We start from the raw sequence: 22,943 nt of genomic DNA on the forward strand, positions 1-22,943 counted from the left end.
CCGCGGCGCGCGGCCCTTTCCACAAATGCTTGCAGTGGAAACGACGCAATACCACCGGCGCGGCAAATTAATCTGTTCGAAATTGAACAATGCCCAAATTGCCGAGACGGAATTACTGCTGAGCGATTGATGCGGCGGCACAAGACCTTCGGACGATGTTTCGGCACGCTGCGCCGCGGCTGGTCGCTGCAGTCGTGGCTGCTGCTCGTCGTCATCGGCTCGCTGGCGCTCGGCCTGCTGATCAACACGGCCATCAGCGTCACCCGCCAGCTGATCCGCTCCGACGAACAGCACAGCGAGGAGGCGATCTGGCAGGCGGAATCGATCGCGGTCGCGGCGCGCAGCCAGCTCGAGCTTCGCCATTTCCTCAGCCTGGGCGAGATGCTGGGCGACACCGTGGGCCGCGGCGGCATCTCCGGCATCCTGGTGTTCGATGCGCCGTCGTCCTTCGTAGTCGATGCCGCCGGCGGCCTGCCGGTGCGCACCGAATCGCCGCCGGCGATCGCCGTGCAGGCGATGACGGGCGGGCAGCCGCTGACCGAGCAGCGCTACGGCCTGCTGCGCACCGCCGTGCCGATCTTCGACGAGGACGGCAGCGCCCGCGGCGCCGTGGTGACGATGAGCCGCATGCCGGACCTCTGGGACCAGGTCCTGACCATCTCGCTGCCGGCCATCGTCGCGCTCGCCGCCGCCGTGCTGCTGCTGGTGCCGGTCGCCATCCGCGCCTCGCGCCGGGTCAGCCGCCTGCTGCAGGCGATGTCGCACATGGCCTCCGAGATCGCACTGGGCAACTTCGGCTCGGCGCTGCCGAGCACGCGGGTGCGGGAGGCACGCCAGCTCGGCCGTGCGCTGCGCCGGATGGCGCACCGGCTGCAGACGCAGATGGTGCGGATCAACGAGCTGGCCTATGTCGACCAGACCACCGGCCTGCCCAACCGCGAGTTCATCCGGCAGAGCTTCGACAAGGTGTTCAAGTCGCGACGCCAGCATGTCGGCGCCATGCTGTTCATCGACCTGGACCGCTTCAAGACGATCAACGACACGCTCGGCCACGATGCCGGCGACGCGCTGCTGAAAGAGGTGTCGCACCGCCTGACCGAATCCGTGCGCGTCGACGATCTGGTCGGCCCGTCGCCGCAGCAGCAGAACGGCGGCGTCGATGCGGCGCGGTCGAGCGGCCGCTATTCGGGCACGCTGGCCCGCCTCGGCGGCGACGAGTTCACCATCCTGCTGCGCGACCTCGACCGCCCCGAGAATGCCGCCGCCGTCGCTCGCCGGATCATCGCCGCGGTCGGCGAGCCGTACACCATCCACGACACCACGGTGCATGTCGGCGCCAGCATCGGCATTGCCGTCTACCCCGACGACGGCGCCGACTTCGCCACCCTGATGAAGCATGCCGACCTCGCCATGTATGCGGCCAAGCAGGCGGGCAGGAACGGCTATGCCTATTTCTCGCACGACATGAACGTGCACGTGCAGCACCGCGCCAAGGTCGAGGCCGAGATGCGCGCCGGCCTGCAGCGCGACGAGTTCCGTCCCTACTACCAGCCGAAGGTGGAGACCGGGACCGGACGGCCGGTCGGCGTCGAGGCCCTGGTCCGCTGGCAGCATCCGGAGCGCGGCTGGCTGGCCCCCGGCGAGTTCCTGTCGATCGCCGAGGAGAACGGCCTGGTCGCGGACATCGGCATGGCCGTGCTGCGCCAGGCCTGTCGCGACGCAGCGCGTTGGGCCGCGCAGGGGCGGCCGATCCCGGTGGCGGTGAACGTCTCGCAGGCGCAGTTCGACAATGAAGGCTTCGCCGCCGGCGTGCTTGCCGTGCTGCGCGAGGTCGGCCTCGATCCGCGGCTGTTGGAGCTGGAACTGACCGAGTCGACCGCCATGACCGATCCGGAACGGGTGGCGCTTGCCGTCGCGCCGCTGAAGGCCGAGGGCATCCGGCTGGCGATCGACGACTTCGGCACCGGCTATTCCAGCTTGTCGCACCTGACCAAGCTGCCGTTCGACACCTTCAAGATCGACCGCTCGTTCATCGCCAACCTGGGCGTCGACGCGGATTCCGCGGTGATCGTCCGCACCATTCTCAGCATGGCGGCCAGCCTGAACTATACGCCGGTCGCCGAGGGGGTGGAGACCGAGGAGCAGGTTGCGTTCCTGCGCGAATGCGGCTGCGCCACCGCGCAGGGCTTCCACTTCGCCCGGCCGATGCCGGTGGAGGCGTTGGAGAGCTGGCTGGTCGACACCGAGCGAAGGGCGGCGGAGGCCGCGCACGCCGCCGACGGCGACGTGGTCCGGCTGATGCCGCGCCGGGCGGTCTAGCGCGCCGGCGAAGAGACCGGTCGGCGCACGCGGGGCCTGTCGACACGGCGGGAGGGCGGAATGACCGACGAAGCCAGCGCACAGACGGACTGGTCCCTGCACGACTGCCCGGTCTACGGCCTGTTCCTGCGCCCGCCCGACCCCGACCGCGGCCTGTGGCGCAGCGAACTGGTTCTCGACATCGACCATATCGTCGCCTGGCTGAGGGGCGACGACGGCGGGTTCCGCTTCCGCGTCGCGCCGGCGACGCTGACTTTCCAAGACGTGCAGGACCTGCGGATCGCAGTCGACTTCACCGGCACCGCCTTCGCGCCGACCATCACCGAATGGTCGGTCGACCGCGTCGAGAAACGGCCGGCGACCGGCGCGCCGCACCCGGCGGCCTTCGCCTGGCAGATCCTGCTCAACGTCCCCGCCGGCGGCCTGATCGGCCTGGTGGCCACCGGTTTCACCATCGACCACCGCGCCCCGCCGCGCCTGACCGCGATGCAACGGGTGGACCCGCAGGATCGCCCGCCGCTGACGCTTGCCTAGCCGGTCGGTCGCGACGGCCATATCGCCGGGCCCGGCGCCGCGCTATGATCCGGGCCGGGGCGTTGGGCCCGGAAAGGCGGCACGGATGAGGCGGCGAGGCAGACCGGGACGGCGGGCAGGCGCGGCCGGCATCGTCCGGCGCAACCGGCCTGCGGCGGCCGCTCTGGCCGCGGCGCTGGCGACGCTGGCCCTGTGCGGCTGCGAGAACCTGTTCGCACGCGGCAGCATCGGCTCCGGCGGCGGACTGGGCGACACCGAGGTCGGCATCACCTTCTGACCATGGGACAGGCAGGCGCGTTGGACCTGTCGGCGCGGCCGCCGGACGGCCGTTCCCGCCGCTTGCCTGCGGTCGCGCTGCCGGCGCTGGCGGCCGTCCTGCCGGCCGCGGTCGCGTTCGCCGGCGCGCTGCACGCGGGTTTCGTGCTGGACGACCTGGCCGACGTGGTCGGCAATCCGGCCGCCACCGCGGCGCGTTTCGTCGAGCGGCTGCCGCAGACGGTGCGGCCGCTGCTGAAGGCGAGCTACGCCGTGCAGGACTGGCTGCACGGTCCGTGGGCGCCCGGCTTCCACGCCGTCAACCTGCTGCTGCACGTCGCCACCACGCTGTTGCTGCTGGTACTGCTGCGGCGGGCGGTGCGCCTGAGCGCCGTCGCCGTTCTCGCCACCGCGCTGTGGGCGGTGCATCCGGCGCTGACCGAGACCGTGACCTATGTCAGCGGCCGCTCCGCCGGCCTGTCGGCCCTGCTGCTGCTGGGCGCGCTCGTGCTGGCGACCGGCCCGGTCCGCGCCGGCACCGTCGCCGCGGCCGCAACCTGCGCCGCGCTGGCGCCACTGGCGCGCGAGACGGCGCTGGTGTTGCCGGCGCTGCTGCTGTGGTGGCAGCTGACGGTCGGCCGCGGCGAGAGCGTGCGCACCGCCTGCACGCGCCTGTTGCCGGTCCTGGCCGGCGCCGCAGTCGGCGCCTCGGTGCTGGCGGCGATGCCGGGCCACCGCACCCTGGTCGCGTTCAGCCTGCAGGCCCGGCCGCCGCTCGATGCCCTGCGCGGCAACGTCCACGCCATGGCCGACATCCTCGGCTACTGGGCCATGCCGTGGCGGATCAGCATCGACCCGCCGCAGCCGCAGGCCTGGGGATGGCTGGAGCTTGCCACGCTGGTCCGAACGGCCGGGCTGGCCGTCGTCGGCGGCACCGCCCTTGCCCTGCGCCGGCGTGCGCCCGTCGCCGCCTTCGCGCTCGGCTGGACGCTGCTGTGCCTGCTGCCGAGCAACTCGCTGATCTGGCGGATCGACCCGGTCGGGTTGAAGCCGCTCTATCTCGCCTCGATCGGGCCGGCGCTGCTGCTGGCGGCAGTCCCGATGCGATCCGGCGGCGCCGGCCGCCGGTTCGGCATGGCGGCCGGTGCCGGACTGGGCGTCGCGCTTGCGGCGATGACGGTGCAACGCACTGCGCTCTATGCCGACCCCGTCGCCCTGTGGCGGGACGCCGTCGACAAGGCGCCGGAACGCGGCCGGCCGTGGATCGGCCTCGGCCTGGCGTTGCTCGAGGCCGGGCGGCGCGACGAGGCCGCCGCCGCGCTCGCCGCCGGGCTGGCGCGGGAACCGTGGAACCCGGCTGCGCGAGAGGGCTTGGCGCTGATCGAGGCCACGCGTAATATCGGTTCCGATCTCCTCCAGCAGTGAGTCCGTCGTGGCGGCAGAGGTGTCGTGGCGTTGGGTGTGTGCAGCGTTCGCGCTGGCATTCGGCATGCTCGCGGTCGTGCGCCCGGCGGCTGCGCAGGACTCGATGGTCCAGTCGATGACGCCCTGCGAGTGCCTGCGCTGCTTCCCGAGCGAGATCCGCTATGCCGAGGCAATGGCCCGCGGCTATGCGGCGACGGCGGAAAGCCTGGACATCCTGGCAGCGGCCTGGGACGGCAACAGGCTGGTCCAGCAGGACCATCCCCGACCGCAACGGGTTTCTCGAAGACAACTACAGGTCCGAGTTCGACGCATTTCACACCGCGGCGTCGCAGGAGGCCTCGCGGCCGCTGGACTGCATCAACACCTCGCTGGCGGCGCTGCTGATGCCGATGGAGATGTTCGTCGACCCGCTGACGTGCACCGTCGAGATGCGCGAGATAGCACGCACGCTGATACCCTGCGACGACGTCTACCTGTCGACGCTGGCGCACGAGCTCAACCACGTGAACTGGTGTGCGCCGCGCTTTCCGCGGACCCGGCCGGACCACCTCCTCGCGGTCCGAGGCCGAGGCCTATTCGACCCAGGCCGACATCCTGCGGATCCTGTATCTGCGGCGCTGGCGGCAGCAACCCGGCGCGCGCACCCCGCGCATCCGCTTCAACGACCTGCCGCGCGCCGTCGACTATCTCGAGCGGGCTCTGACCTACGAGCGGCAGAACCCGATCGGCTGCTTCCCGCCGGCTCAGGTCTGAGCCTGAAATGACGCGGCGGCGCCCGCGCAGTCCGGTTCGTCGCGGTCGCCGTGCTGACCGTCGCCGCCCGGATCGCCGTCGCGCAGCAGCCGGCGCCAACCCCGTCGGACGGCCCCGAAGGCCTGATGGCGGCGATGACCGCCGCCTGTACCGGCGAGGGCGAGGCTGCCGCCACCGACTGCCTGATCGCTCAGAACGAGCTCTCCGACGCCATCGCCGCGGCCCTGCTCAAGGTCGGTGCCAGCGGCCAGCGCGACGCGGGCGTGGCGCTGGTGCGCCAGTTCGCGACCTGGCCGCTGTCGCGCGTGCGCTATGCCTGCGCGGCAGCCATGGCCGGCCTGTTCCCCGCCGCGGAAGACACCGCGCTGCTGGCTCGGCTGCTGAACGACCCGGTGCCGCTGGTGCGCAGCGCGGCGCGCGCCGCACTCGACGCCAGCAGCGACCCCGCCGCACGCCGCCTGGTCGCGCGCGCCATTCCGGAGCAGGGCGAGTCGCTGGATCCGGACGGGCCGCCGCTCGACCCGGCGGCGCTGCCGGCCGGACTGCCGGCGGACCTCGAGCCGATCCGGTTCGCCGCGGACGGCGCGGACGGCGTTGCGGCCTATGTCTCCGACACGCCGCGCCAGCAGGCGCTGGACATGCTGTCGGCCGCCGCGGGCCAGCCGCCGCTGGACCTCGACGCGATGGCGGCACGGCTGGGCGACGCCACGCCGACGCCGGCGGTCGATCCCGACGATCCGATCGCGATGATGCGCTACATGGCCGAGCTGCAGGAGCAGATCGAAGCGCTGCCGGAGGATCAGCGGCAGGCAGTGGATCGCCGCCATGCAGGCACTGCAGTCGGCACAGAACCCCGCCGGCGGTGCGGCGCAGGACCCGTTGGCACGCTGGCGCGACGACGACCTCTACGCCAATCCGTCGGCCGTCCCGCTGCCCGCGGTCGGCCAGGCTGCGGTACCCGCGACCGCCCATTTCGCGGTGGTCTACGACGACATCAGCCTGGGGCGGACCGGCATCGCCCTGCAGTGGGTGCCGGCGGCGGCGATGCCTCGGCCGGCGCAGGCGACCGAACCGGCGGAGCCGGACGCCGACGCCGACGCCGACGCCGATGCGCAGCCTGACGACGGCGACCGGCGCGCCCCGATGGACGCTGCCGCCATCGAGGCGATGCTGTGGGAGGCGATGCAGCGCGACAACACGACGCCGGGCGACCTCGACGCGTTCATCGGCGCCTTCCCCGACAGCCCGCATCTGGAAGAGGCACAGGCACGGCGCGAGGCGCTGCTGCTGGCGCCGCCGCCCAACGCCGCGCTTTCGATCGACGATGCGACCGTTGCCGCCGGTGTCGACATCGTCGTGCACTACGCCGGGCTGCCCGGCGACCGCAACGACTGGATCGCGGTCGCTGCCGCCGGCGCGCCGGACGAAAGCTGGCTCGCCTGGGCCTATACCGACGGCGCGGCCGGCGGCAGCGTCACCCTGCCCGGCCGGCAACCCGGCGACTACGAACTGCGCGCCTATCTGGAAGACCCGCGCATCGTCGCCGCGCGGCTGCCGATCACGGTGGTCGCGACGACGGTGCCGGACCGGCAGGGGCAGTCGTCGCTGTTCGGCCGCCGCGACACGCCGGCGCCGGCCGGGCCGTCGATGACGCTCGACGTCGCCACGGTGCCGTCGAACATGCCGGTGGTGGTGCACTACGACGGGCTGGCGACGGACCGCCGGCCCTGGGTCACGGTCGTCGCCGTCGGCACGCCCGACACCAGCTGGGGCGCCTGGACCTATGTCGACGGCGGCGCCGGCAGTGCGACGTTGCCGGCGCAACCGCCCGGCGCCTACGAGGTGCGGCTCTATTACGAGAACCCGCGCCAGGTGCTGGCCAGGCTGCCACTGACCGTCTCGCCGCCCGACCCGAACGCCCCGGGCCCCAGCCTGGAGGCGGACAAGACCCGCTTCGCCGTCGGTGAGCCGATCGCCGTGCGCTGGGCCGGCATGCCCGGCGTGCGGTCGGATTGGATCACCGTCGTGCCCGCCGGCACGCCCGACACCACCTGGGCCGACTGGGCCTATACCGACCGGATGCCGGCCGGCATGCTGACGCTGCCCGGCCAGCGCGTGCCCGGCGACTACGAGATCCGCGCCTATCTGGAGGGGCCGCGCGAGGTGGTGGCCAGGCTGGCGATCACCGTCACGCCCTGACGGCACCGCAGCGCGACGGCACCGCAGCGCGTCTGCCCGCACAGAATGGGGTGTCGACCCCATAACCGGAGCGTCGGCGATTCCATACCTTCTCCCCAACAGCGGCGGCCGAGGCGGCCGGCAACGGGCCAGAGAAGGAAGCGGACCCATGCGCAACACCGGCAAGACTTACCGCACCCTGGCGATCCTCGGTCTGCTGGCTGCGGCCTCCTTCGGATCCGCCTGCAGCCACGACGTCCGCATCGATGCCCCCGACGCGCCGATCGAGATGAGCGTCACCATCCACGTGCAGCAGGAAGTGCACGTCCGCCTCGCCGACGCCGCCCACCCGCGCTGACCGCGCCGGCCGGGCACTGCGCTACGCCGGCAGGCAAACCGGCCCGGCTGCGCCGAACCCCTCGAACGAAACCGACAGCCCGTCCGGCACGACGAGGTCCTCGGGACGCCAGTCCGGCTGCGACGGGCTCAGCGGCCGCAGCGTATGGCCGGTGCGGGCGTGCTGCACCGCATAGGGCCCGCGATGGCCGCGCACGGCCAGGTCCGCCATCACCGCCTCGATGTCCGCCCGGTCCAGCAAGGCGCTGTGCCAGGTGGTCCGGAACGCGACATCGACGCCGGCCGGCGCGGGGACCAGCAGGTCCAGGGTCTCCCGGAAGGCGCCGGCATCGAATCCGGGCGTAACCCGGCCGATCCGGCCCGGCGGCGCCTTGTAGTCGCAGGCGATGGCGTCGACCAAGCCGCGCTCCAGCAGCGCCCGCACGACCGCCGGCCGCATGCCGTTGGTATCCAGCTTCAGCGCCATCCCGGCGCCGCGCAACGCCGCCATGATCGCCGGCAGGTCGTCGCGGATGGTCGGCTCGCCGCCGGACAGCACGATGCCGTCGAGCAGGCCCCGGCGCCGGGCCAGGAAGGCGAGCGCGTCGTCGACGCCGAGCCGGCCCGCGGCGGCGACGATCTCAGGATTGTAGCAATAGGCGCAGCGCAGGTTGCAGCCGGCGACCCACAGCACCGCCGCCAGCCGGCCCGGATAGTCGATCGCGGTGAACGGGGTGATGTCGTAGAATGGCAGCCCCCCGTCGCTCATGGCGCCGCGTCCGCCAGCGCCTTGCGCTCGACGAAGAAGCGCCGCTCGCGGTGCTCGCCCTGCTTGCCCACGTTGAAGCTTTCCACCGGCCGGTAGTAGCCGACGACGCGCGTCCAGGTCTGGGTCTTCGCCCCGCAGGTCGGGCAGGCGGCGACCTCGCCGCCGATCGCGCCGTGGGTCGGGCACACCGAGAACACCGGCGTGATCGTGATCGACGGCAGCTGCCAGCGCTCCAGCACCCGCCGCACCAGCATGCGCGCGGCATCGCCGGAACTCAGCCGCTCGCTCATGTACAGGTGCAGCACGGTGCCGCCGGTGTACCTGCCCTGCAGGTCGTTCTGCAGCGCCAGCGCCTCGAACGGATCGTCGGTCAGGCCGACCGGCAGCTGGCTGGAATTGGTGTAGTAGATGCCGGGCGGCGTCCCGGCCTGCAGGATGTCCGGGAAGCGTTCGCGGTCCAGCCGGGCGAGACGATAGCTGGTGCCCTCCGCCGGCGTCGCTTCCAGGTTGTAGAGGTGACCGCTCTGCTGCTGGTAGCCGCGCAGCCGTTCGCGGATGCGGTCGAGCACCGCCAGGCAGCGGTCGATGCCCTCGCGACGGGTCAGGTCGAGCCGGCCGCGCGTCAGGTTGCGCAGCATCTCGTTCATGCCGTTGACGCCGACGGTGTTGAAATGGTTGCGGAACGACGGCAGGTAGCGCCGGGTGTAGGGGAACAGCCCGGCCTCGTAGAGCGCGGTCAGCTTCGCCCGCTTGCGCTCCAGCGTGTCGAAGGCGAGGTCGAGCAGGCCGTCGAGGCGGCCGGCCAGCGCGCCTTCGTCGTCGCGGCACAGATAGCCGAGCCGCGCCATGTTCAGCGTGACCACACCCAGCGACCCGGTCATCTCGCCGGAGCCGAACAGCCCGTCGCCGCGCCGCTCGAGCGCACGCAGGTCGAGCTGCAGGCGGCAGCACATGCTGCGCACCGCGCCGGGGTCGAACGCGTCCGGGTTCGGCCGGCGGGTGCCGTCGGCGTCGACGATCCAGCGGCTGCCGAGGAAGTTCTGGAAATAGGTGCTGCCCATCCGCGACGCGTTGTCGAAGATCGCGTCGGAGACCGGACCGTCCCAGGGGAAGTCCTCGGTCACGTTGACGGTCGGGATCGGGAAGGTGAAGGGTTGGCCCATGCCGTCGCCGTCGCTGAGCACGGCATAGAGCGCGATCACGATCCGCGCGCACTCCGGCGCGAAATGGCGATAGGTCAGGTCGGTCAGTGCCCGCACCGCCGGGTCGCGCCGTCGCGCCTCGGCCAGCAGGTCCGCATCGGCGACGCCGTCGAACAGGTGCCGGCCGCCACGGGTCGGCGGCTGGCCGGCCAGATCCTGCGGCACCGCGATGTCGAGGGTGACGTTGGTGAAGGGCGACTGGCCCCAGCGCGCGGGCACGTTGAGGTCGTAGACGAAGTGGCGCAGCTCGCGCTTCAGCGCCGCGTCGCCCAGCCGGTCCGCGAACAGATAGGGCGCGAGATAGGTGTCGAACGAGGCGAACGCCTGCGCCCCGGCCCATTCCGACTGCAGCACGCCGAGGAAGTTGGCAGCCTGAGCCAGCGCCTCGCGCAGATGGCGCGGCGGCCGGCTGGCGATGCGGCCCGGCCCGCCGTTGAAGCCCTCGTCGAGCAGCTGGCGCAGGCTCCAGCCGGCACAGTAGCCGGCGAGCGCGCCCAGGTTGTGGATGTGCAGGTCGCCGTCGCGGTGGGCACGGGCCGCCGCCGGCGCGTAGACCCGGTCGAGCCAGTAGTTGGCGATCACTTTGCCGGCTGCGTTGCCCATCAGGCCGACATGGCCGAAGCCGAGGTTGGCGTTTTCCGCAACCCGCCAGTTGGCGCGCGTCAGGTACGCGTCGACCGTGGCGGCACAGTCGATCCACGTCGTCGTGCCGTCCGGGACGCCCGCTGGCTGCCCGTCCGACGCAGCGTCGGACGGATCGTCGGATGCCGGCACGGCCGCCGCGCGCTCGCCCGCGCTCACGGCGCCGGCCCGGCAGGAGTCGCTGGATCGCGCATGGCTGCCATATGGGGCGGCGCGCGGCGACGTGCATTGACTGCCGTCAACCCGCCGCGGTGGCGTAGCCATTGCGCGGGATCAAGGACCGGCCTTCGCAACCGGCCGACCATGGCGGCGTTTCGCGAGGGCCCGGACGCAGCAGCGGAGGACTACGGTGACCAGACCCCTGAATGCCTCGGAGATCCGTCACCTTTGCGGCGACATCCTCGATTCCCAGGTCGAGGCGATCGTCGCGAGCGGCGCGGAGATCGCCGACATCGAGACCGCACTGGCCTATGCCGCCGGCATGGACGATGCGATGGGCGAGGCCCGCATCCCGCTGGCCGGCCGCGCCGCCGCGGTGTTCGAGATCATCGCGGCCGGCGAGGAGTATGCCGAGGAGGACCGCGCGCCGCGCTGACCTGCGGCCGTCCGTGGGGCGTTCGGGCCGCATCAGGCCGGTTCGCGCGCCCGGTGCCGGGCCAGCGCAGCGGTCAACCCGCGGCCGGCGGCCCGCACCTCGTCGGCGATGCGCGCCACCACCGGTTCCGGCGCGCGCCGCTCGGCAATGGTGACGCAGATGCAGGCGATCGGCGACTGGCCGGCGTCGTAGACCGGCGTCGCAATGCCGACGGCACCGGGCGTGATCTCGCCCCGCGCCACCGCCACGCCGGTCCGCCGGACCTGGCGCAGGCGGTCGAGCACCGCGCGCAGGTCGGCGCCGCCGTCGGCGATGCCGAACTCGGCGCGGTTGCGCTCCAGGATCGGCATCAGCTGGCGCCGCGGCAGATGGGCGAGAATTGCACGGGCGACGGCACCGCGGCCCAGCGGCATCGGCCGGCCGCGCGGATAGCTGCTCTTCGGGTCCGGCGCCGAGGTTTCCGAATGCACGCACAGCACCCGGTCGCGGTACCAGCGCACCAGGAAGGCGGTGCAGGGATGGCGCTGCGCCAGCTCGCGCAGCAGCCCGGCGCCTTCCAGCACCAGCGGGTCGGAGCGGCGCAGCAGGTAGTCCATCTCCACCACCTTCGGGCCGAGGATGTAGCCGGCGTTGGGCAGCGAGGCGAGCATGCCCTGTTCTTTCAGGATCTTCAGGTAGCGGTAGAGGGTCGGCCGGCTGTAGCCCAGCCGCTCCATCAGCTGGTCCGGCGTCCATTCCAGCCGGTCCTCGGAGAACATCCCGAGGATGGCGAGCATGCGCTCCAGGCTGTTCGGCTGCCTCACGGTCGACCGGCCCGCACGGCTACACCGCGTCGAGGGCCTGGGCGATATCGGCCAGGATGTCGTCGACCTCTTCCAGCCCGACGCTGAACCGCACCAGCGCGTCGGTGATGCCGGCCGTGGCCCGCTGCTCGTCGGTGTAGCTGGCGTGGGTCATCGTCGCCGGGTGCTGGACCAGCGTTTCGGCATCGCCCAGGCTGACCGCGCAGTGGATCATCCGCAGCGCATCGATCAGGCGCAGTGCGGCAGCCTTGCCGCCGGCCATTTCCAGCGAGACGATGCCGCCGCCGGCCGCCATCTGGCGGCGCGCCAGGCCGGCGCCGGCAAAGCTGTCGAGCATCGGATAGGCCACGCGGGCCACCTTGGCGCTGCCCTCGAGAAAGCGGGCGACCGTCAGCGCTGAGGCGCAATGCTGGCGCACGCGCAGATGCAGGGTCTTCAGTCCGCGCAGCAGCAGGAAGGCGGTGTGCGGCGCGATGGTGGCGCCGGTCGTCCAGCGCAGGCCGAACCCGCGGATCGCGTTGACCTGGTCGGCGCGGCCGACAACGACACCGGCCAGCAGGTCGCCATGGCCGCCCAGGTACTTGGTCGCCGAATGGATCACCAGGTCGGCGCCGAGCCCGATCGGCTGCTGCAGCACCGGCGAGGCGAAGGTGTTGTCGACCACCGCCAGCGCGCCGCTACCGTGGGCGATGGCGGCCAGCGACGCGATGTCGAGGATGCGCACGCCCGGATTGGACGGGCTTTCGAAATACAGCAGCCGCGGCCGGGTCGCGCCGACCGCCGCCTCCACCGCCGCGAGGTCGGTCATGTCGACCAGCCGCACGGTCACGCCGAACCGGGTCAGCCCTTCCATGAAGAAGGCGAAGGCCGAGCCGTAGATGGCGTGGTCGACCACCATGGTCTCGCCCGCCTTCAGCAGCGTCCACATCGTCGCCGAGATCGCCCCCATGCCCGAGGCGGTGGCGAGGCCGGCCTCGCCGCCCTCCAGGCTGGCGATGCGCTGCTCCAGCAGGGTCTGGGTCGGATTCTTGGCGCGGCCGTAGACATAGCCGGCACGCCGGCCGGCCACCGTGTCGGCGCCCTCTTCCGCCGTCTCGAAGGCGAAGGTCGAGGTCATGTAGACCGGCGGCGTCAGCGCGCCCTGGTGGCTGGCCGGGTCGTAGCCCAGATGGATGGCGCGGGTCGCCGGCCCCATGTCCTCGATCGAAAGGGCGTTCTTGCGGTCTGGTCGGTCGTCGCGTTCGGGCATCGGCACGGTCCTGGCTGGCGGGCGGCCCGCGGACTGCGGGCGGCGCAGCATGGGCCAAGACCGCCGGCGTGCAAAGGGGCCGCCCGCTCCGGCGCCGATGCCATCATGTCGCTCCATTCCCGTGCGACACGGTGCCGGCCGACGAAGTCCCATCGACAATGCCGGGAGCGAAGCATGAGCACGATCGCCGACGACCGGGGCGCCAGGGCGCGGCCGGGCATCGTCTTGCGCCTCTGGCTCGGCTATGTCGTCCTTGCCGGCCTGTGGTCGGCCTACCGCTACGCCACAATCATCGAGGACCTGGTCGCCCACAACGACCCGCGGTGGAACGGCGACCTGTCCTGGGCGCTGCCGGCGCTGCTCGGCCTGTCGCTGCTGAATGTCCTGGCCGCGCTGCTGCTGGCCTTCGGACTGCGGCTGGGCTTCCTGCTGATCCTGCTGGGCTCGCTCGCGGCGGCAACGATCGCGGTGGTCCTACAGCTGCCGCTGCTCGGGCTGCTGCCCGGGCTGGTCGGCCTTGCCGTCCTGGCGGTGCTGGTGCAGCGGAACCGCGGCGCGCTGCGTTGACGCGCATGTGACGGCGCCCGACTGGCGCGGCGCATGCCGCCGTGCCAGCATCGCCGGCAACGCCAACTGCCGGACGCCAGCGATGCAGCCAGGCCCACCCCGACGCCTCGCAGTCCGTTTCAGGCGCGCCTGTCTGCTGCTGCTGCGCGTGACCACCGGTTTCCTGCTGATATGGTTCGGGCTCAACCGCATCGTCACCGGCAACGTGCCGGCGCTGGTGTCGCAGAGCGTCGACCTGGAAGGGATGGCGACGGACTGGATCGGCGTGGCCGCCGGTGCCGGCCAGGTCGCCGTCGGCGCCTGCTGCGCGCTCGGCCTGTTCCGCCTCGTCATGTTGCCGTTGCAGGCGCTGATCAACGGCGCGACCGCGGTTAGGGTGTGGTGGGCGATCCTCGATCCGTTCCGCTGGTACATCGAGGGCGTCGACCGGATCGTGTTCAATTCGCAGGTGTTCTATCCGGCCAGCATCACCTTCGCCGCCTGCCTGCTGCTGATCGCGTTCCGCAGCGAGGACCGATGGGCGCTCGACACGCTGCTGTTCCGTCGGGCGGCATCGCGGTCCGCCCCGTGAACCGGCCGACGGCGGCGCGCGACTGATACGGCGGTGGGGCCCGTCGGCGGCCCGCAACCCTGTGACGGAGACACGACCATGCTGCGCGGCCTGATCCTGTCCGCGGCGGTGACGCTCGCCGCGACCGCGGCGGCCAATGCCCGGGACAATGCGCCCAGCGACGGCACCGATATGCGCTTCTTCCTGTGCATGGCCGAGGGCGGCACCGAGATCAGCATCCCGCTGGTCGGCACGCTGTGCTGCAACCCCGACTGGTGCGTGCTGTGCGACAGCAACCTGAACAACTGCCGCGAGGTCACGCCCAGCGAGGCCCGGCTGCTGCAGAATCGTCCGCGGCTGCAGCAGATCGTGCCGCAGTCGACGGTGCCGCTGCTGGCGCCGGACTGAGCCCCGCGCCGCGCCTTGTCGACACGGACGATCCCATGGGTCGTGCCCGCCCGGCGGCGCCCCTGCCGCGCGGGCGGGCGGCGCGATCGGCCTCTTCGGCCGCGTCGGCGAAGAGATCGCAGGCCGTCACAACATATTTAATTGACCGAACGTTCGTTCAATGTAATATGTTGTGCATGAAAAAGCGGCCATACCGGCTTGGGCGCAGGGAGGAAGCGGCGGAGGAGACACGCCGGCGCATCGTCGCGGCCACTTTCGCCCTGCACAACGAACAGGGCGTCGTGGCGACCAGCATGAAGCAGATCGCCGAACGGGCGGAGGTCAGCGTGGGCACCGTCTACCACCACTTCCCGACCTACGGCGACGCGGTGAACGCCTGCGGCCAGCACGCCATGGCCTATGCGCCGCTGCCGACGCCGGCCGCGCTCGACGGTGCCGACACGACGGCCGAGCGCATCGGGCGGACGACCGCGGCGGTGTTCGCCTTCTACGAGCGCCTGCCGGCCTTCGCACGGGTGCGCTGCGACCGCGACAAGGTGCCCGAGCTGGAGCCGTTCATGGCCGGCGAGGAGGCCAACCGCGTCGCGCTGGTGCAGGCGGCGCTGCGGGGAACGGGTGCCGGCAGGGCGCAGACGGCCGCGGCCGTGGCGGTGCTCGATGTCGCCGTCTACCAGGCCCTGCGCCGCGCCGGCCTGAGCGCCGGGGCCGCAACGGATGCGATCGCGCACATGATCCTGGCGTCGCTCGCCACGGCAGGCGCGCGCACGGAAGACAACCAACCCGAGCGGCCGGCCGTGGGGGCCGGCGGCGGGCTGTGACGAGGACGACCATGCAGACCCGTATCGACGAGATCGCCAGCGGCATCTACCGGCTGTCGACCCATGTGGCGGAGATCGCGCCGCCGGCTGGCTTCAGCTTCAACCAGTTCCTGGTCGTCGGCGACGACGCGCTGCTGTTCCATACCGGGCCGCGGGGCATGCTGGCCCCGGTCAGCGCCGCGGTCCGGCGCCTGATCCCGCTGAGCCGCCTGCGCTGGATCGGCTTCAGCCACTACGAGGCAGACGAGTGCGGCGCGATGAACGACTGGCTGGCGCTGGCGCCGCGGGCCGAGATCGCCCATGGCGCGCTCGGCTGCATGGTTACGCTGAACGACGCGGCCAACCGGCCGCCCCGGCCGCTGGCCGACAGCGAGGTCATCGACCTCGGCGGCCCGCGGCTGCGCTACCTGGATACGCCGCACGTGCCGCACGGCTGGGACGCAGGGCTGATGTTCGAGGAGAGCAGCGGCACGCTGCTGTGCAGCGACCTGTTCAGCCATGTCGGCGACGGACCGCCGGTGACCGAAGGCGACATCGTCGGCCCGGCGATGGCGGCGGAGGCGATGTTCCAGTCGTCGAGCCTGCACCCGGCCACCGGCGCCACGATCCGGCGGCTGGCCGCGCTCAAGCCGGCGACCCTGGCGGTGATGCACGGCGCCTCCTTCGCCGGCGACGGGGCCGGCGCGCTCTCGGCGCTGGCCGCCTATTACGACGAGCGCCGGCTCGAGCTGGCGGCCTGACCGGCCAGGTGAGGTAGCGGCGCCCCGCCCTATTCCGCGATGCCGAAGCTGGCGAGCAGGAAGGCGAAGGTCAACGACCAGCGCTCCAGCCCGCCGCTGCGGCCGGACCCACCCATGTGGCCCGATTCGAGATCGGTGTCGAGCAGCACCACAGCGTCTGGATCGGCCAGCGTGCGCATGCGCGCGACGTATTTCGCCGGCTGCCAGTAGGGCACCTGGTCGTCGTTCAGACCGCCGATCACCAGCATGTCGGGATAGTCGCGCACGGCCAGGTTGCGATAGGGATCGTAGGCCCGCATCCAGCCATAGGCGTCCGCCTTCTCCGGGTTGCCCCATTCCGGATAGTCGGTGGTGGTCAGCGGCAGGCTCGGATCCAGCATCGCGGTCAACACGTCGACGAACGGCACCATCAGCACCGCGGCGGCGAACAGGTCCGGCCGCATGTTGATCACCGCACCGACGGTCAGCCCGCCGGCCGAGGCGCCCATCAACGCCATCCGGCCCGGCGTCGAATAGCCCTCGGCGACCAGGTGCTCCGCCACGGCGATGGTGTCGGTGAAGGTGTTCATCTTGTTGGCGAGCCGGCCGCCGTCGTACCACGCCTCGCCATACTCGCTGCCGCCGCGCACATGGGCATAGGCATAGACGACGCCGCGGTCGAGCAGGCTGATCATCGACCGGTCGAAATAGGGATCGTAGGTCGACGCGTAGGCGCCGTAAGCCTCCAGCAGCAGCGGGGCGGTGCCGTCAAGCGGCGTCGAGCGGGCGAAGGCAATCGAGATCGGAATGCGGGTGCCGTCCGTCGCGGTGGCGAAGATGCGCCGCGTCTCATAGGCCGCCGGGTCGAAGCCGCCCGGCACCGGGTCGCGCTGCAGCAGGGTCGAGGTGCCGTCGTTCAGGTTCAGCGCATAGACGGACCAGGGCGTGACCTGGGACTCGTAGCTGTAGACGAACAGATCCGTGTCGTATTCCGGGTTCCACTCGCCGCCCGCGGAATAGGCCGGCTCGGGGAAGGACACCGCGCCGAGGCGGCCGGTGGCACGGTCGTAGACCTCGAAATAGGTCTGCGCATCGCGCCGGTTCTGCAGCACGATGTGGCGCGCCGACACCGTGCCGCCTTCGATCACCACGTCGGGCCGTTCCGCCACCAGGGTGCGCAGGTCGTCGCTGGAGGCGCCGGCGCGCATCGCGTCCATCGACATGCTCGCGACCCGGAAGTTGGGGCCGGCGTCGTTGATCCGCACGATCACCTCGCCACCGGCATGGGTGGCGCCGTATTCGGTGCCCGGACGCCGTGCCAGCACGACGACCGGCGGCGAATCCGGATCGTAAGGGTCGGCAAACAGCGATTCATCGGTGTCGCTGGAGCCGGTGTGGATCACCACGAAGCGGCGATCCGCAGCCGGCATCACGTCGACGCCGAATTCGGGGTCGTCCTCGGTGAAGACGACCCGGTCCTCATCCCAGGCGTCGACCGTGCGATAGTGCACCTGGTACGCGCGGGCGGCGGCGTCCGTGGCGACGTAATACAACGCGCGGTTGTCGGGCGACCAGGTGAAATTGTCGACCGCGTCGACCGGCGTGCCGATTTCCTCGCCGCTGTCGAGGTCGACGACGTGCAGCGTGTATTCCAGTCCGCCGGTGGTGTCGGTCGAATAGGCCAGATAGCGCCCGTCGCGGCTGGCATCCCAGGCGATCACGTCGAAATAGTCGTAGCCCTGCGACATCGCATTGATGTCGAGCAGCACCTGCGGCGGTGCGTCCTCGCTGCCCAACCAGCGATAGAGCGTCCAGTACTCGTCGTCCGCGCCGATCCGCCACTGGTACCAGATGTCGCCCTCGCGGACGAGGATGTCGCTGTCGTCCGCCACCAGCCGGCCGAGCATCTCGTCGTACAGGGCGTCGCGCAGCGCGGCGACCGGTGCCAGCACGGCGGCGGTGTATTCGTTTTCCGCCTTGAGATAGTCGAGCACCTGCGGGTCGTTCTCGTCCCGCAGCCAGGCATAGGGATCGACCAGGCGCTCGCCGTGGACCGTCATCTCGCTGGGCACCTGCGCGGCGACCGGCGGCTTTGCCACCTGCGGGTCGAGCAGGCTGTCGCCCGGCTGGGGCACCGACTTGGCGCCGACAAGCACGAGTGCGGGCAGGCACAGCAGCACCGGCAACAAACGCATCTGGCATACTCCGGGATGGTTGATCCGCGATTCTATGGCACCGGCCGGTGCGGCCGCCAAGCCGGATCAGCACGGCCGGTCGCAGTCGCGGCGGACCGGTTGCCCGGCCTGACTGCTGCGGATGACCCGGTCGATGGCGACGGCGGCGGCGACCATGCCCTATGCGGCGGAGGGGCGCAGGTCGCCCTCGGTCGACGGCGGGCCGCCGCCGGCTTCGCCGGCGCCCGCGGCTACCGCCTGCGCCGGTTCGTCGTCGCGGGCGAAGGCCTCCACCGCCTCCGGCGCCTGATGGCGGAAGCCGCGGCCGAGCTGCTGTCCGGCGGCTTCGCGGATGCGTGCCTCCAGCTGGGGGTTGATCCGCACCAACCGGCGGAAGTCGCGCCGCGACAGCACCAGCAGCTTGCAATAGGTCAGGGCGACGATGTCGGACTTGCGCCGCCGGGTCGGCGCCAGGATCGACAGCTCGCCGAAGAACTCGCCGGTGCCGAGCAGGATCGGGTCGCCGAGGTTGCGCACCTCGACCGCACCGGAGGCGATCAGGTACATCGCCGTCCCGCGCTCGCCGGCGCGCGCGATGAAATCGCCGGGCGCCACCAGCCGGGTGCGCAGCAGGCGGCGCAACTGGCGCCGTTCCCGCTCGTCGAGCCCGCGCAGCATCGGCACCTGGTCGAACAGGGCCAGCGGCTCGACTTCCAGGTCCAGCGGCGGCCGGCGCCGCGCCTCGTGGATGCCGGATTCGGCCTCGCCGGCCATCGAGCGGTACAGGTCGCGGCCGATCACGCCCTCGGCGTGCAGCCGTTCGTAGCGGCCGAGTTCGCGCCGCAGACCGGCGCGGACCAGGAACTGCTGGCGCAGCGCGGCGGCATAGCCGGGATATTGCAGCTCCAGCGCCTGCAGTGCGCGCTGCACCTCCTGACGCCGCCGCGCCAGCAGATCGCCGAGATTGCCGGCGGCGTCCTCGCCGATCAGCCCGCCCATCGACTCGCGATTGAAATCCTGCAGCGCGCGCAGCACCACGTCGGATTCGAACAGCCGCTGGAACCGGCGGGCCAGCATCAGCCGCAGCGGCGCCGACAGCCGCAGCCGGGCATGGGCGAACAGGGCGAGACGGAACCAGGGCCCGTAACCGAGGGTACCGGCGATCGCGTCCTCATAGCCTTCGCGGCCGCCGTGATGGGCGGCGTCGGCCAGCCGGTCGGCAATCGCCCGCAGCGCCCGCATGGTCGCATGGCCGATCACCTCGGTCTCGAACTGGCGCTTGACGATGCGCCGCTCCTGGTTGGCGAGGATGGCCAGGCCGGCGCGCAGCCGGTCGCCGAAGGCGATGTCCGGCGGGTTGACGCGGGCCTCGATCTCGGCGATGCGCGCGCCGTAGCGCGCGACCACAGGCGCCAGGATGCCGTCGTCGGTGTCATGCGCCCTGGCCACGTGCTGCACGTGCTCCAGCGCCTCGCGCATGGTTCCGGCGACGATGCCGGCCCGCAGCGCCTGGTCGCCCTCGGTCAGCCGGTCGAGGCCCAGCTTGCGGGTCAGCAGCCCCAGGGTGGTGGCGTTGACCACCAGCGTGAAGAACACGAAGCCGCAGCCCAGCGCGGCCAGCAGCCCGCGTTCGGTCGCGCTCAGTCCGCGGCTCTCGGCCAGGCCGAACACCAGCACCAGGGTGACCGCGCCGCGCACACCGCCCCACAGGATCAGCAGCTTTTCCTTGTTGCCGACCGGCAGCAGCAGCCGCAGCCGCTCCAGCCCGGCCAGCAGACCGAACAGGATCGCGGCGCGCGCGGCGAAGGCAGCGACGACCATGATCAGGATCATCGGCACCTCGAACCAGCGCACGACGGTCAGCAGGTGCGGCACCAGCACGGCCGCGATCAGCAGGATCAGGTTGTTGGCCCAGTGGCCGATCTGCGCCCAGATGGCGGCGATACCGCTCCAGTTGCGCGGACCCATGCGCACCGAACCGGCGACCTTGGTGACCACGCCCGCCGCCACCACGGCGACCACGCCGGAAGCGCCGAGCGCGACCTCGCCGATCAGATAGGCGGCATAGGCGATGGCGACGGTCAGCGTGGTTTCCGCCGCGACCGACGCCGCCAGCAGCGGGAACAGCCGGGCGGCGGCATAGGCCAGGGCGGCGCCGACGGCGGCGCCGACCACGAAGACGAACAGGAACTGGCCGATGGCGTCGGCGACGCTGAGCGGCGTGCCGGTGCGCAGCGAATAGGCCAGCAGCCCGAACAGCGCGATGGCGGCGGCGTCGTTGAGCAGGCTTTCGCCTTCGATAATCACCAATTGGCGCTGGTTCGCCCCGATCTCGCGGAAGGTCGAGGTCACCGCCGCCGGGTCGGTCGTCGAAATGGTGGCGCCCAGCAGCAGGCACAGCATCAGCGGCAGGCCGGCGGCAAGCCACAATGCACCGGCGACCGCCAGCGTCGCCGCCACCACCGCGACGACGGCCATGACAGCGACCGCCGGCAGATACTCGACCAGCCGGCGCACATCCAGGCTCAGCGTCATCTCGAACAGCAGCGGCGGCAGGAAGACCAGCAGGATCTCGCGGTTGCCGATCGACAGGGCGGAGAACGCCCAGGCGTCGCCGCCGTCAAGCGACAGGTCGAGCGGGTCGATCCCGCCGGCACGAACCGCGATGCCGATGACCAGCCCGACCGACGCCACGGCGACGGGCATGGGCACCCGCAGCCGCCGGGCCAGCGGCTCCAGCAGCGCGATCAGGGCGAAGGCCGCGGTCAGCGTGGCCAGCGCGAATACCACGAGTCCCATTCCGGCAGCATGGCGCACCCGGTCGCGTCGTGGCAAATCCGGACCGCCCGCCCCGACCGCGCCGCATTCGCCGGGCAGCGCGCGGCCATCCGGCGGCCTGCCGCCGCTCGTCCGCCACCGCACCGGACCAAGCCGGCGATCAGAGCCGGCGCCGGCGCCGCCCGGGCCGATTGCGCCGACGACCAGGCACAGCGCGACCTCGGCAAGGCCACGTTCGCGGCCCCGCCGTGTGGGCGGAGAGCGGGTGCATCGAGGCAGACCTGCGATCGGACGCGATCATCCGATCCAAGAAAATCCGATCTATTCCAACAGGTTCGAGCAGCCGGGCCGCATCACAGGCCGCAGGCGCGGCGCATGGCGTTGCGGGCCGGCTCCGCGCCGTCCAGCGCGAAGGTCGCCGCCGCCGCGCCGCCGCCGGACGGCCCGACCGACAGCGTGCCGCCCTGGGCGAAGGCATAGGCGAAGGCCGCCGGCAACGGCAGCTGCGACGCCCAGGCCGCGCCGCCGAGCACCGGGCCCAGCACGGTGTTGAAGCTCTGCGGCTGCCCGCCCGCATCGGTGACGGTGACGCGCAACGCACCGGCCGCCAGCCCGCTGCCCCGCAACAGCAGGTGGACGCCAGGCGCCAGGCCGGGGCCGCAACGGGCTTCCAGGGTCGCCTTGCCGTCGACGGCAACACCCTGCACGGCCGCACCGCTCGGACCGGCGTCGGGCAACAGGGTCCAGCCGGGTGCGACGGCCACGACCGGCACCGCCGGCACGGGGTCCGGCTGGGACGGCGGCTGCGGCGGTGCAAGCGGCTGTGCCGCAGCAACCGCTGGCGCGGTGCAATGCTCCGCCATGGCCGAGGCGGCCGCGGCCGTGTCGTAGAGCAGGAACGTCGCCACCGTCGCGCCGTCGGGCCTGACCACCTTCAGCAGCACGCCCGAACCGTAGGGCGCCCGGAAGCCGGCGGGCAGCGGCGCGGTCGTCGTCCAGGCCTGGGACGCCGGGTCGAAGGCGAGCGCCGACGGAAAGCGCGCAACCGACTGGTCGGCGCTGGTGATGTCGAACGAGACCGGCGCGGTCGCCCCGCGCGGCAGCGCCGCCGGCGTCACCCCGGTCAGCGTCACCGACAGTCCCGGCGGCAGGCCGAGGCCGCAGCGTCCTGCGAAGACCGTGCGCTCGTCGCTGGCGGTGCCCCGCACCGCGACCAGGCCACGCGCCGCATCGACGTCGAGCGTCCAGCCCGGGCCGAAGCTGCGCGGCGCTGTCGACGCCGGCTCGAGCCCCGCCAGCGCCCCGGCGGGCGCATCGGGCGTGGCCGCACTGGCTGCGCCGCCCTGCGCGGGCGCCGGCAGCGCGGCGACCGCCTCGCCGGCCGCGGCCGGGTCGCGCCGGTTCGGCGGCGGGAATGCCGGCCTGGCCACGCCGGCAACCGGTTCCGGCGCCGGCTCGACGTGGATCGTCAGGGCGAAGGCCTGGGTGCTGACCGAGCCGGCCACGCGCGACAGCCGGATCTCGTGGACGCCCGCGCCGGAGGTGAATTCGGCGAAGCGGGCGTCCTGGGCGATGCCGGCGACGCCGAACACCGTGTCGGCGCCCTGCACCAGCGCCAGCCGCACCAGCCGGCCGGGCTCGACGCCCAGCGCATAGCAGACCGACTGCCCGGGCGGCACGGTATCGACGATGCGCTCGTCGCTGCGGTCCGGCGCCATGAGCAGCAGGCTGCAGCTCTCCCGCCCCCAGGCCGATCCGATCGCGCCCAGCCCGACGACGGCCGCCAGGACGGCGCGTCGGGCCCATCGGGCTCGTGCCATAGCCATGTTCGCTGCCCCCAATCAACGACATCGCGGCAACACCCGCCTC

22 protein-coding genes are annotated in these 22,943 nt (G+C 72.1%); 13 read left to right on the plus strand and 9 right to left on the minus strand.

The features are described from left to right. Positions 1-129: 129 nt before the first annotated feature. The 4 genes from R3F55_09940 (at position 130) to R3F55_09955 (ending at position 4,533) form a co-directional block, all read left to right on the plus strand. Positions 130-2,319 carry an EAL domain-containing protein gene (locus tag R3F55_09940; protein MEZ5667732.1) on the plus strand — a complete coding sequence of 730 codons (2,190 nt, stop codon included), beginning with the start codon at positions 130-132 and terminating at the stop codon, positions 2,317-2,319. A 60-nt stretch (positions 2,320-2,379) separates the two neighbouring features. Further along, entirely contained in the window at positions 2,380-2,853 is a 474-nt protein-coding gene (locus tag R3F55_09945; GenBank protein MEZ5667733.1) for a hypothetical protein, read from the plus strand. An 85-nt stretch (positions 2,854-2,938) separates the two neighbouring features. Continuing rightward, the gene (locus R3F55_09950; GenBank protein MEZ5667734.1) at positions 2,939-3,130 is read left to right on the plus strand and encodes a hypothetical protein; all 192 of its coding nucleotides are present in this window, start codon (positions 2,939-2,941) and stop codon (positions 3,128-3,130) included. Positions 3,131-3,192: 62 nt separating this feature from the next. Further along, the gene (locus R3F55_09955) at positions 3,193-4,533 is read left to right on the plus strand and encodes a hypothetical protein (protein ID MEZ5667735.1); all 1,341 of its coding nucleotides are present in this window, start codon (positions 3,193-3,195) and stop codon (positions 4,531-4,533) included. Between the two features lie 313 nt (positions 4,534-4,846). Here the strand turns inward: R3F55_09955 and R3F55_09960 are convergent, their stop codons facing one another. Next, positions 4,847-4,981 carry a hypothetical protein gene (locus R3F55_09960; protein MEZ5667736.1) on the minus strand — a complete coding sequence of 45 codons (135 nt, stop codon included), beginning with the start codon at positions 4,979-4,981 and terminating at the stop codon, positions 4,847-4,849. Positions 4,982-5,046: 65 nt separating this feature from the next. On the opposite strand from R3F55_09960, the gene R3F55_09965 reads away from it, so the two are divergent. Then, entirely contained in the window at positions 5,047-5,286 is a 240-nt protein-coding gene (locus R3F55_09965) for a hypothetical protein (protein ID MEZ5667737.1), read from the plus strand. Here the strand turns inward: R3F55_09965 and R3F55_09970 are convergent. Continuing rightward, positions 5,277-6,113, minus strand: a complete 837-nt coding sequence (locus R3F55_09970) for a hypothetical protein (protein MEZ5667738.1) — start codon at positions 6,111-6,113, stop codon at positions 5,277-5,279. The genes R3F55_09965 and R3F55_09970 overlap by 10 nt on opposite strands. Here R3F55_09970 and R3F55_09975 point away from each other — a divergent pair. Continuing rightward, positions 6,112-7,485, plus strand: coding sequence for a hypothetical protein (locus R3F55_09975; GenBank protein ID MEZ5667739.1), 1,374 nt, complete (start codon positions 6,112-6,114; stop codon positions 7,483-7,485). The two genes, R3F55_09970 and R3F55_09975, sit on opposite strands and share 2 nt — an antisense overlap. A gap of 148 nt (positions 7,486-7,633) precedes the next feature. Then, positions 7,634-7,822 carry a hypothetical protein gene (locus tag R3F55_09980; GenBank protein ID MEZ5667740.1) on the plus strand — a complete coding sequence of 63 codons (189 nt, stop codon included), beginning with the start codon at positions 7,634-7,636 and terminating at the stop codon, positions 7,820-7,822. Between the two features lie 21 nt (positions 7,823-7,843). Here the strand turns inward: R3F55_09980 and R3F55_09985 are convergent, their stop codons facing one another. Continuing rightward, the gene (locus tag R3F55_09985; protein MEZ5667741.1) at positions 7,844-8,569 is read right to left on the minus strand and encodes an anaerobic ribonucleoside-triphosphate reductase activating protein; all 726 of its coding nucleotides are present in this window, start codon (positions 8,567-8,569) and stop codon (positions 7,844-7,846) included. After that, positions 8,566-10,572, minus strand: coding sequence for a ribonucleoside triphosphate reductase (locus R3F55_09990; GenBank protein ID MEZ5667742.1), 2,007 nt, complete (start codon positions 10,570-10,572; stop codon positions 8,566-8,568). The genes R3F55_09985 and R3F55_09990 overlap by 4 nt, the downstream gene beginning before the upstream one ends. A gap of 190 nt (positions 10,573-10,762) precedes the next feature. Here R3F55_09990 and R3F55_09995 point away from each other — a divergent pair, with 190 nt between their 5' ends. Continuing rightward, complete coding sequence (locus tag R3F55_09995; protein ID MEZ5667743.1) at positions 10,763-11,008, plus strand: hypothetical protein; 246 nt, start codon at positions 10,763-10,765, stop codon at positions 11,006-11,008. Between the two features lie 32 nt (positions 11,009-11,040). On the opposite strand, the gene R3F55_10000 is transcribed toward R3F55_09995, so the two are convergent. Together R3F55_10000 and R3F55_10005 are read right to left on the minus strand one after the other, a co-directional pair. Next, positions 11,041-11,811 (minus strand): IclR family transcriptional regulator, encoded by a 771-nt coding sequence (locus R3F55_10000; protein ID MEZ5667744.1) that lies wholly within the window; start codon positions 11,809-11,811, stop codon positions 11,041-11,043. 19 nt (positions 11,812-11,830) lie between these two features. Continuing rightward, positions 11,831-13,060, minus strand: a complete 1,230-nt coding sequence (locus R3F55_10005; protein ID MEZ5667745.1) for an aminotransferase class I/II-fold pyridoxal phosphate-dependent enzyme — start codon at positions 13,058-13,060, stop codon at positions 11,831-11,833. Between the two features lie 174 nt (positions 13,061-13,234). Here R3F55_10005 and R3F55_10010 point away from each other — a divergent pair, with 174 nt between their 5' ends. From R3F55_10010 to R3F55_10030, 5 genes are all read left to right on the plus strand, one after another. After that, positions 13,235-13,627, plus strand: a complete 393-nt coding sequence (locus R3F55_10010; protein MEZ5667746.1) for a hypothetical protein — start codon at positions 13,235-13,237, stop codon at positions 13,625-13,627. A 148-nt stretch (positions 13,628-13,775) separates the two neighbouring features. Continuing rightward, positions 13,776-14,198 (plus strand): hypothetical protein, encoded by a 423-nt coding sequence (locus R3F55_10015; GenBank protein MEZ5667747.1) that lies wholly within the window; start codon positions 13,776-13,778, stop codon positions 14,196-14,198. Between the two features lie 78 nt (positions 14,199-14,276). After that, on the plus strand, positions 14,277-14,585 hold the full coding sequence (locus tag R3F55_10020; GenBank protein ID MEZ5667748.1) for a hypothetical protein: 309 nt from the start codon (positions 14,277-14,279) through the stop codon (positions 14,583-14,585). 176 nt (positions 14,586-14,761) lie between these two features. Next, positions 14,762-15,403: a TetR/AcrR family transcriptional regulator gene (locus R3F55_10025; GenBank protein ID MEZ5667749.1), complete on the plus strand. Its 642-nt coding sequence runs from the start codon at positions 14,762-14,764 to the stop codon at positions 15,401-15,403. 11 nt (positions 15,404-15,414) lie between these two features. Continuing rightward, entirely contained in the window at positions 15,415-16,143 is a 729-nt protein-coding gene (locus tag R3F55_10030) for an MBL fold metallo-hydrolase (protein ID MEZ5667750.1), read from the plus strand. A gap of 29 nt (positions 16,144-16,172) precedes the next feature. Here R3F55_10030 and R3F55_10035 read toward each other — a convergent pair whose 3' ends face one another. From R3F55_10035 to R3F55_10045, 3 genes are all read right to left on the minus strand, one after another. After that, positions 16,173-18,317, minus strand: coding sequence for a S9 family peptidase (locus R3F55_10035; GenBank protein ID MEZ5667751.1), 2,145 nt, complete (start codon positions 18,315-18,317; stop codon positions 16,173-16,175). 159 nt (positions 18,318-18,476) lie between these two features. Beyond that, positions 18,477-21,095 carry a cation:proton antiporter gene (locus tag R3F55_10040; protein MEZ5667752.1) on the minus strand — a complete coding sequence of 873 codons (2,619 nt, stop codon included), beginning with the start codon at positions 21,093-21,095 and terminating at the stop codon, positions 18,477-18,479. Positions 21,096-21,427: 332 nt separating this feature from the next. Beyond that, a complete protein-coding gene (locus R3F55_10045; protein MEZ5667753.1) occupies positions 21,428-22,894 on the minus strand; it encodes a hypothetical protein in 1,467 nt (488 codons plus the stop codon). Between the last annotated feature and the right edge of the window lie 49 nt (positions 22,895-22,943).

The sequence above is a fragment of the Alphaproteobacteria bacterium genome (assembly GCA_041396705.1).
In the GTDB taxonomy this organism is placed as follows: Bacteria; Pseudomonadota; Alphaproteobacteria; order CALKHQ01; family CALKHQ01; genus CALKHQ01.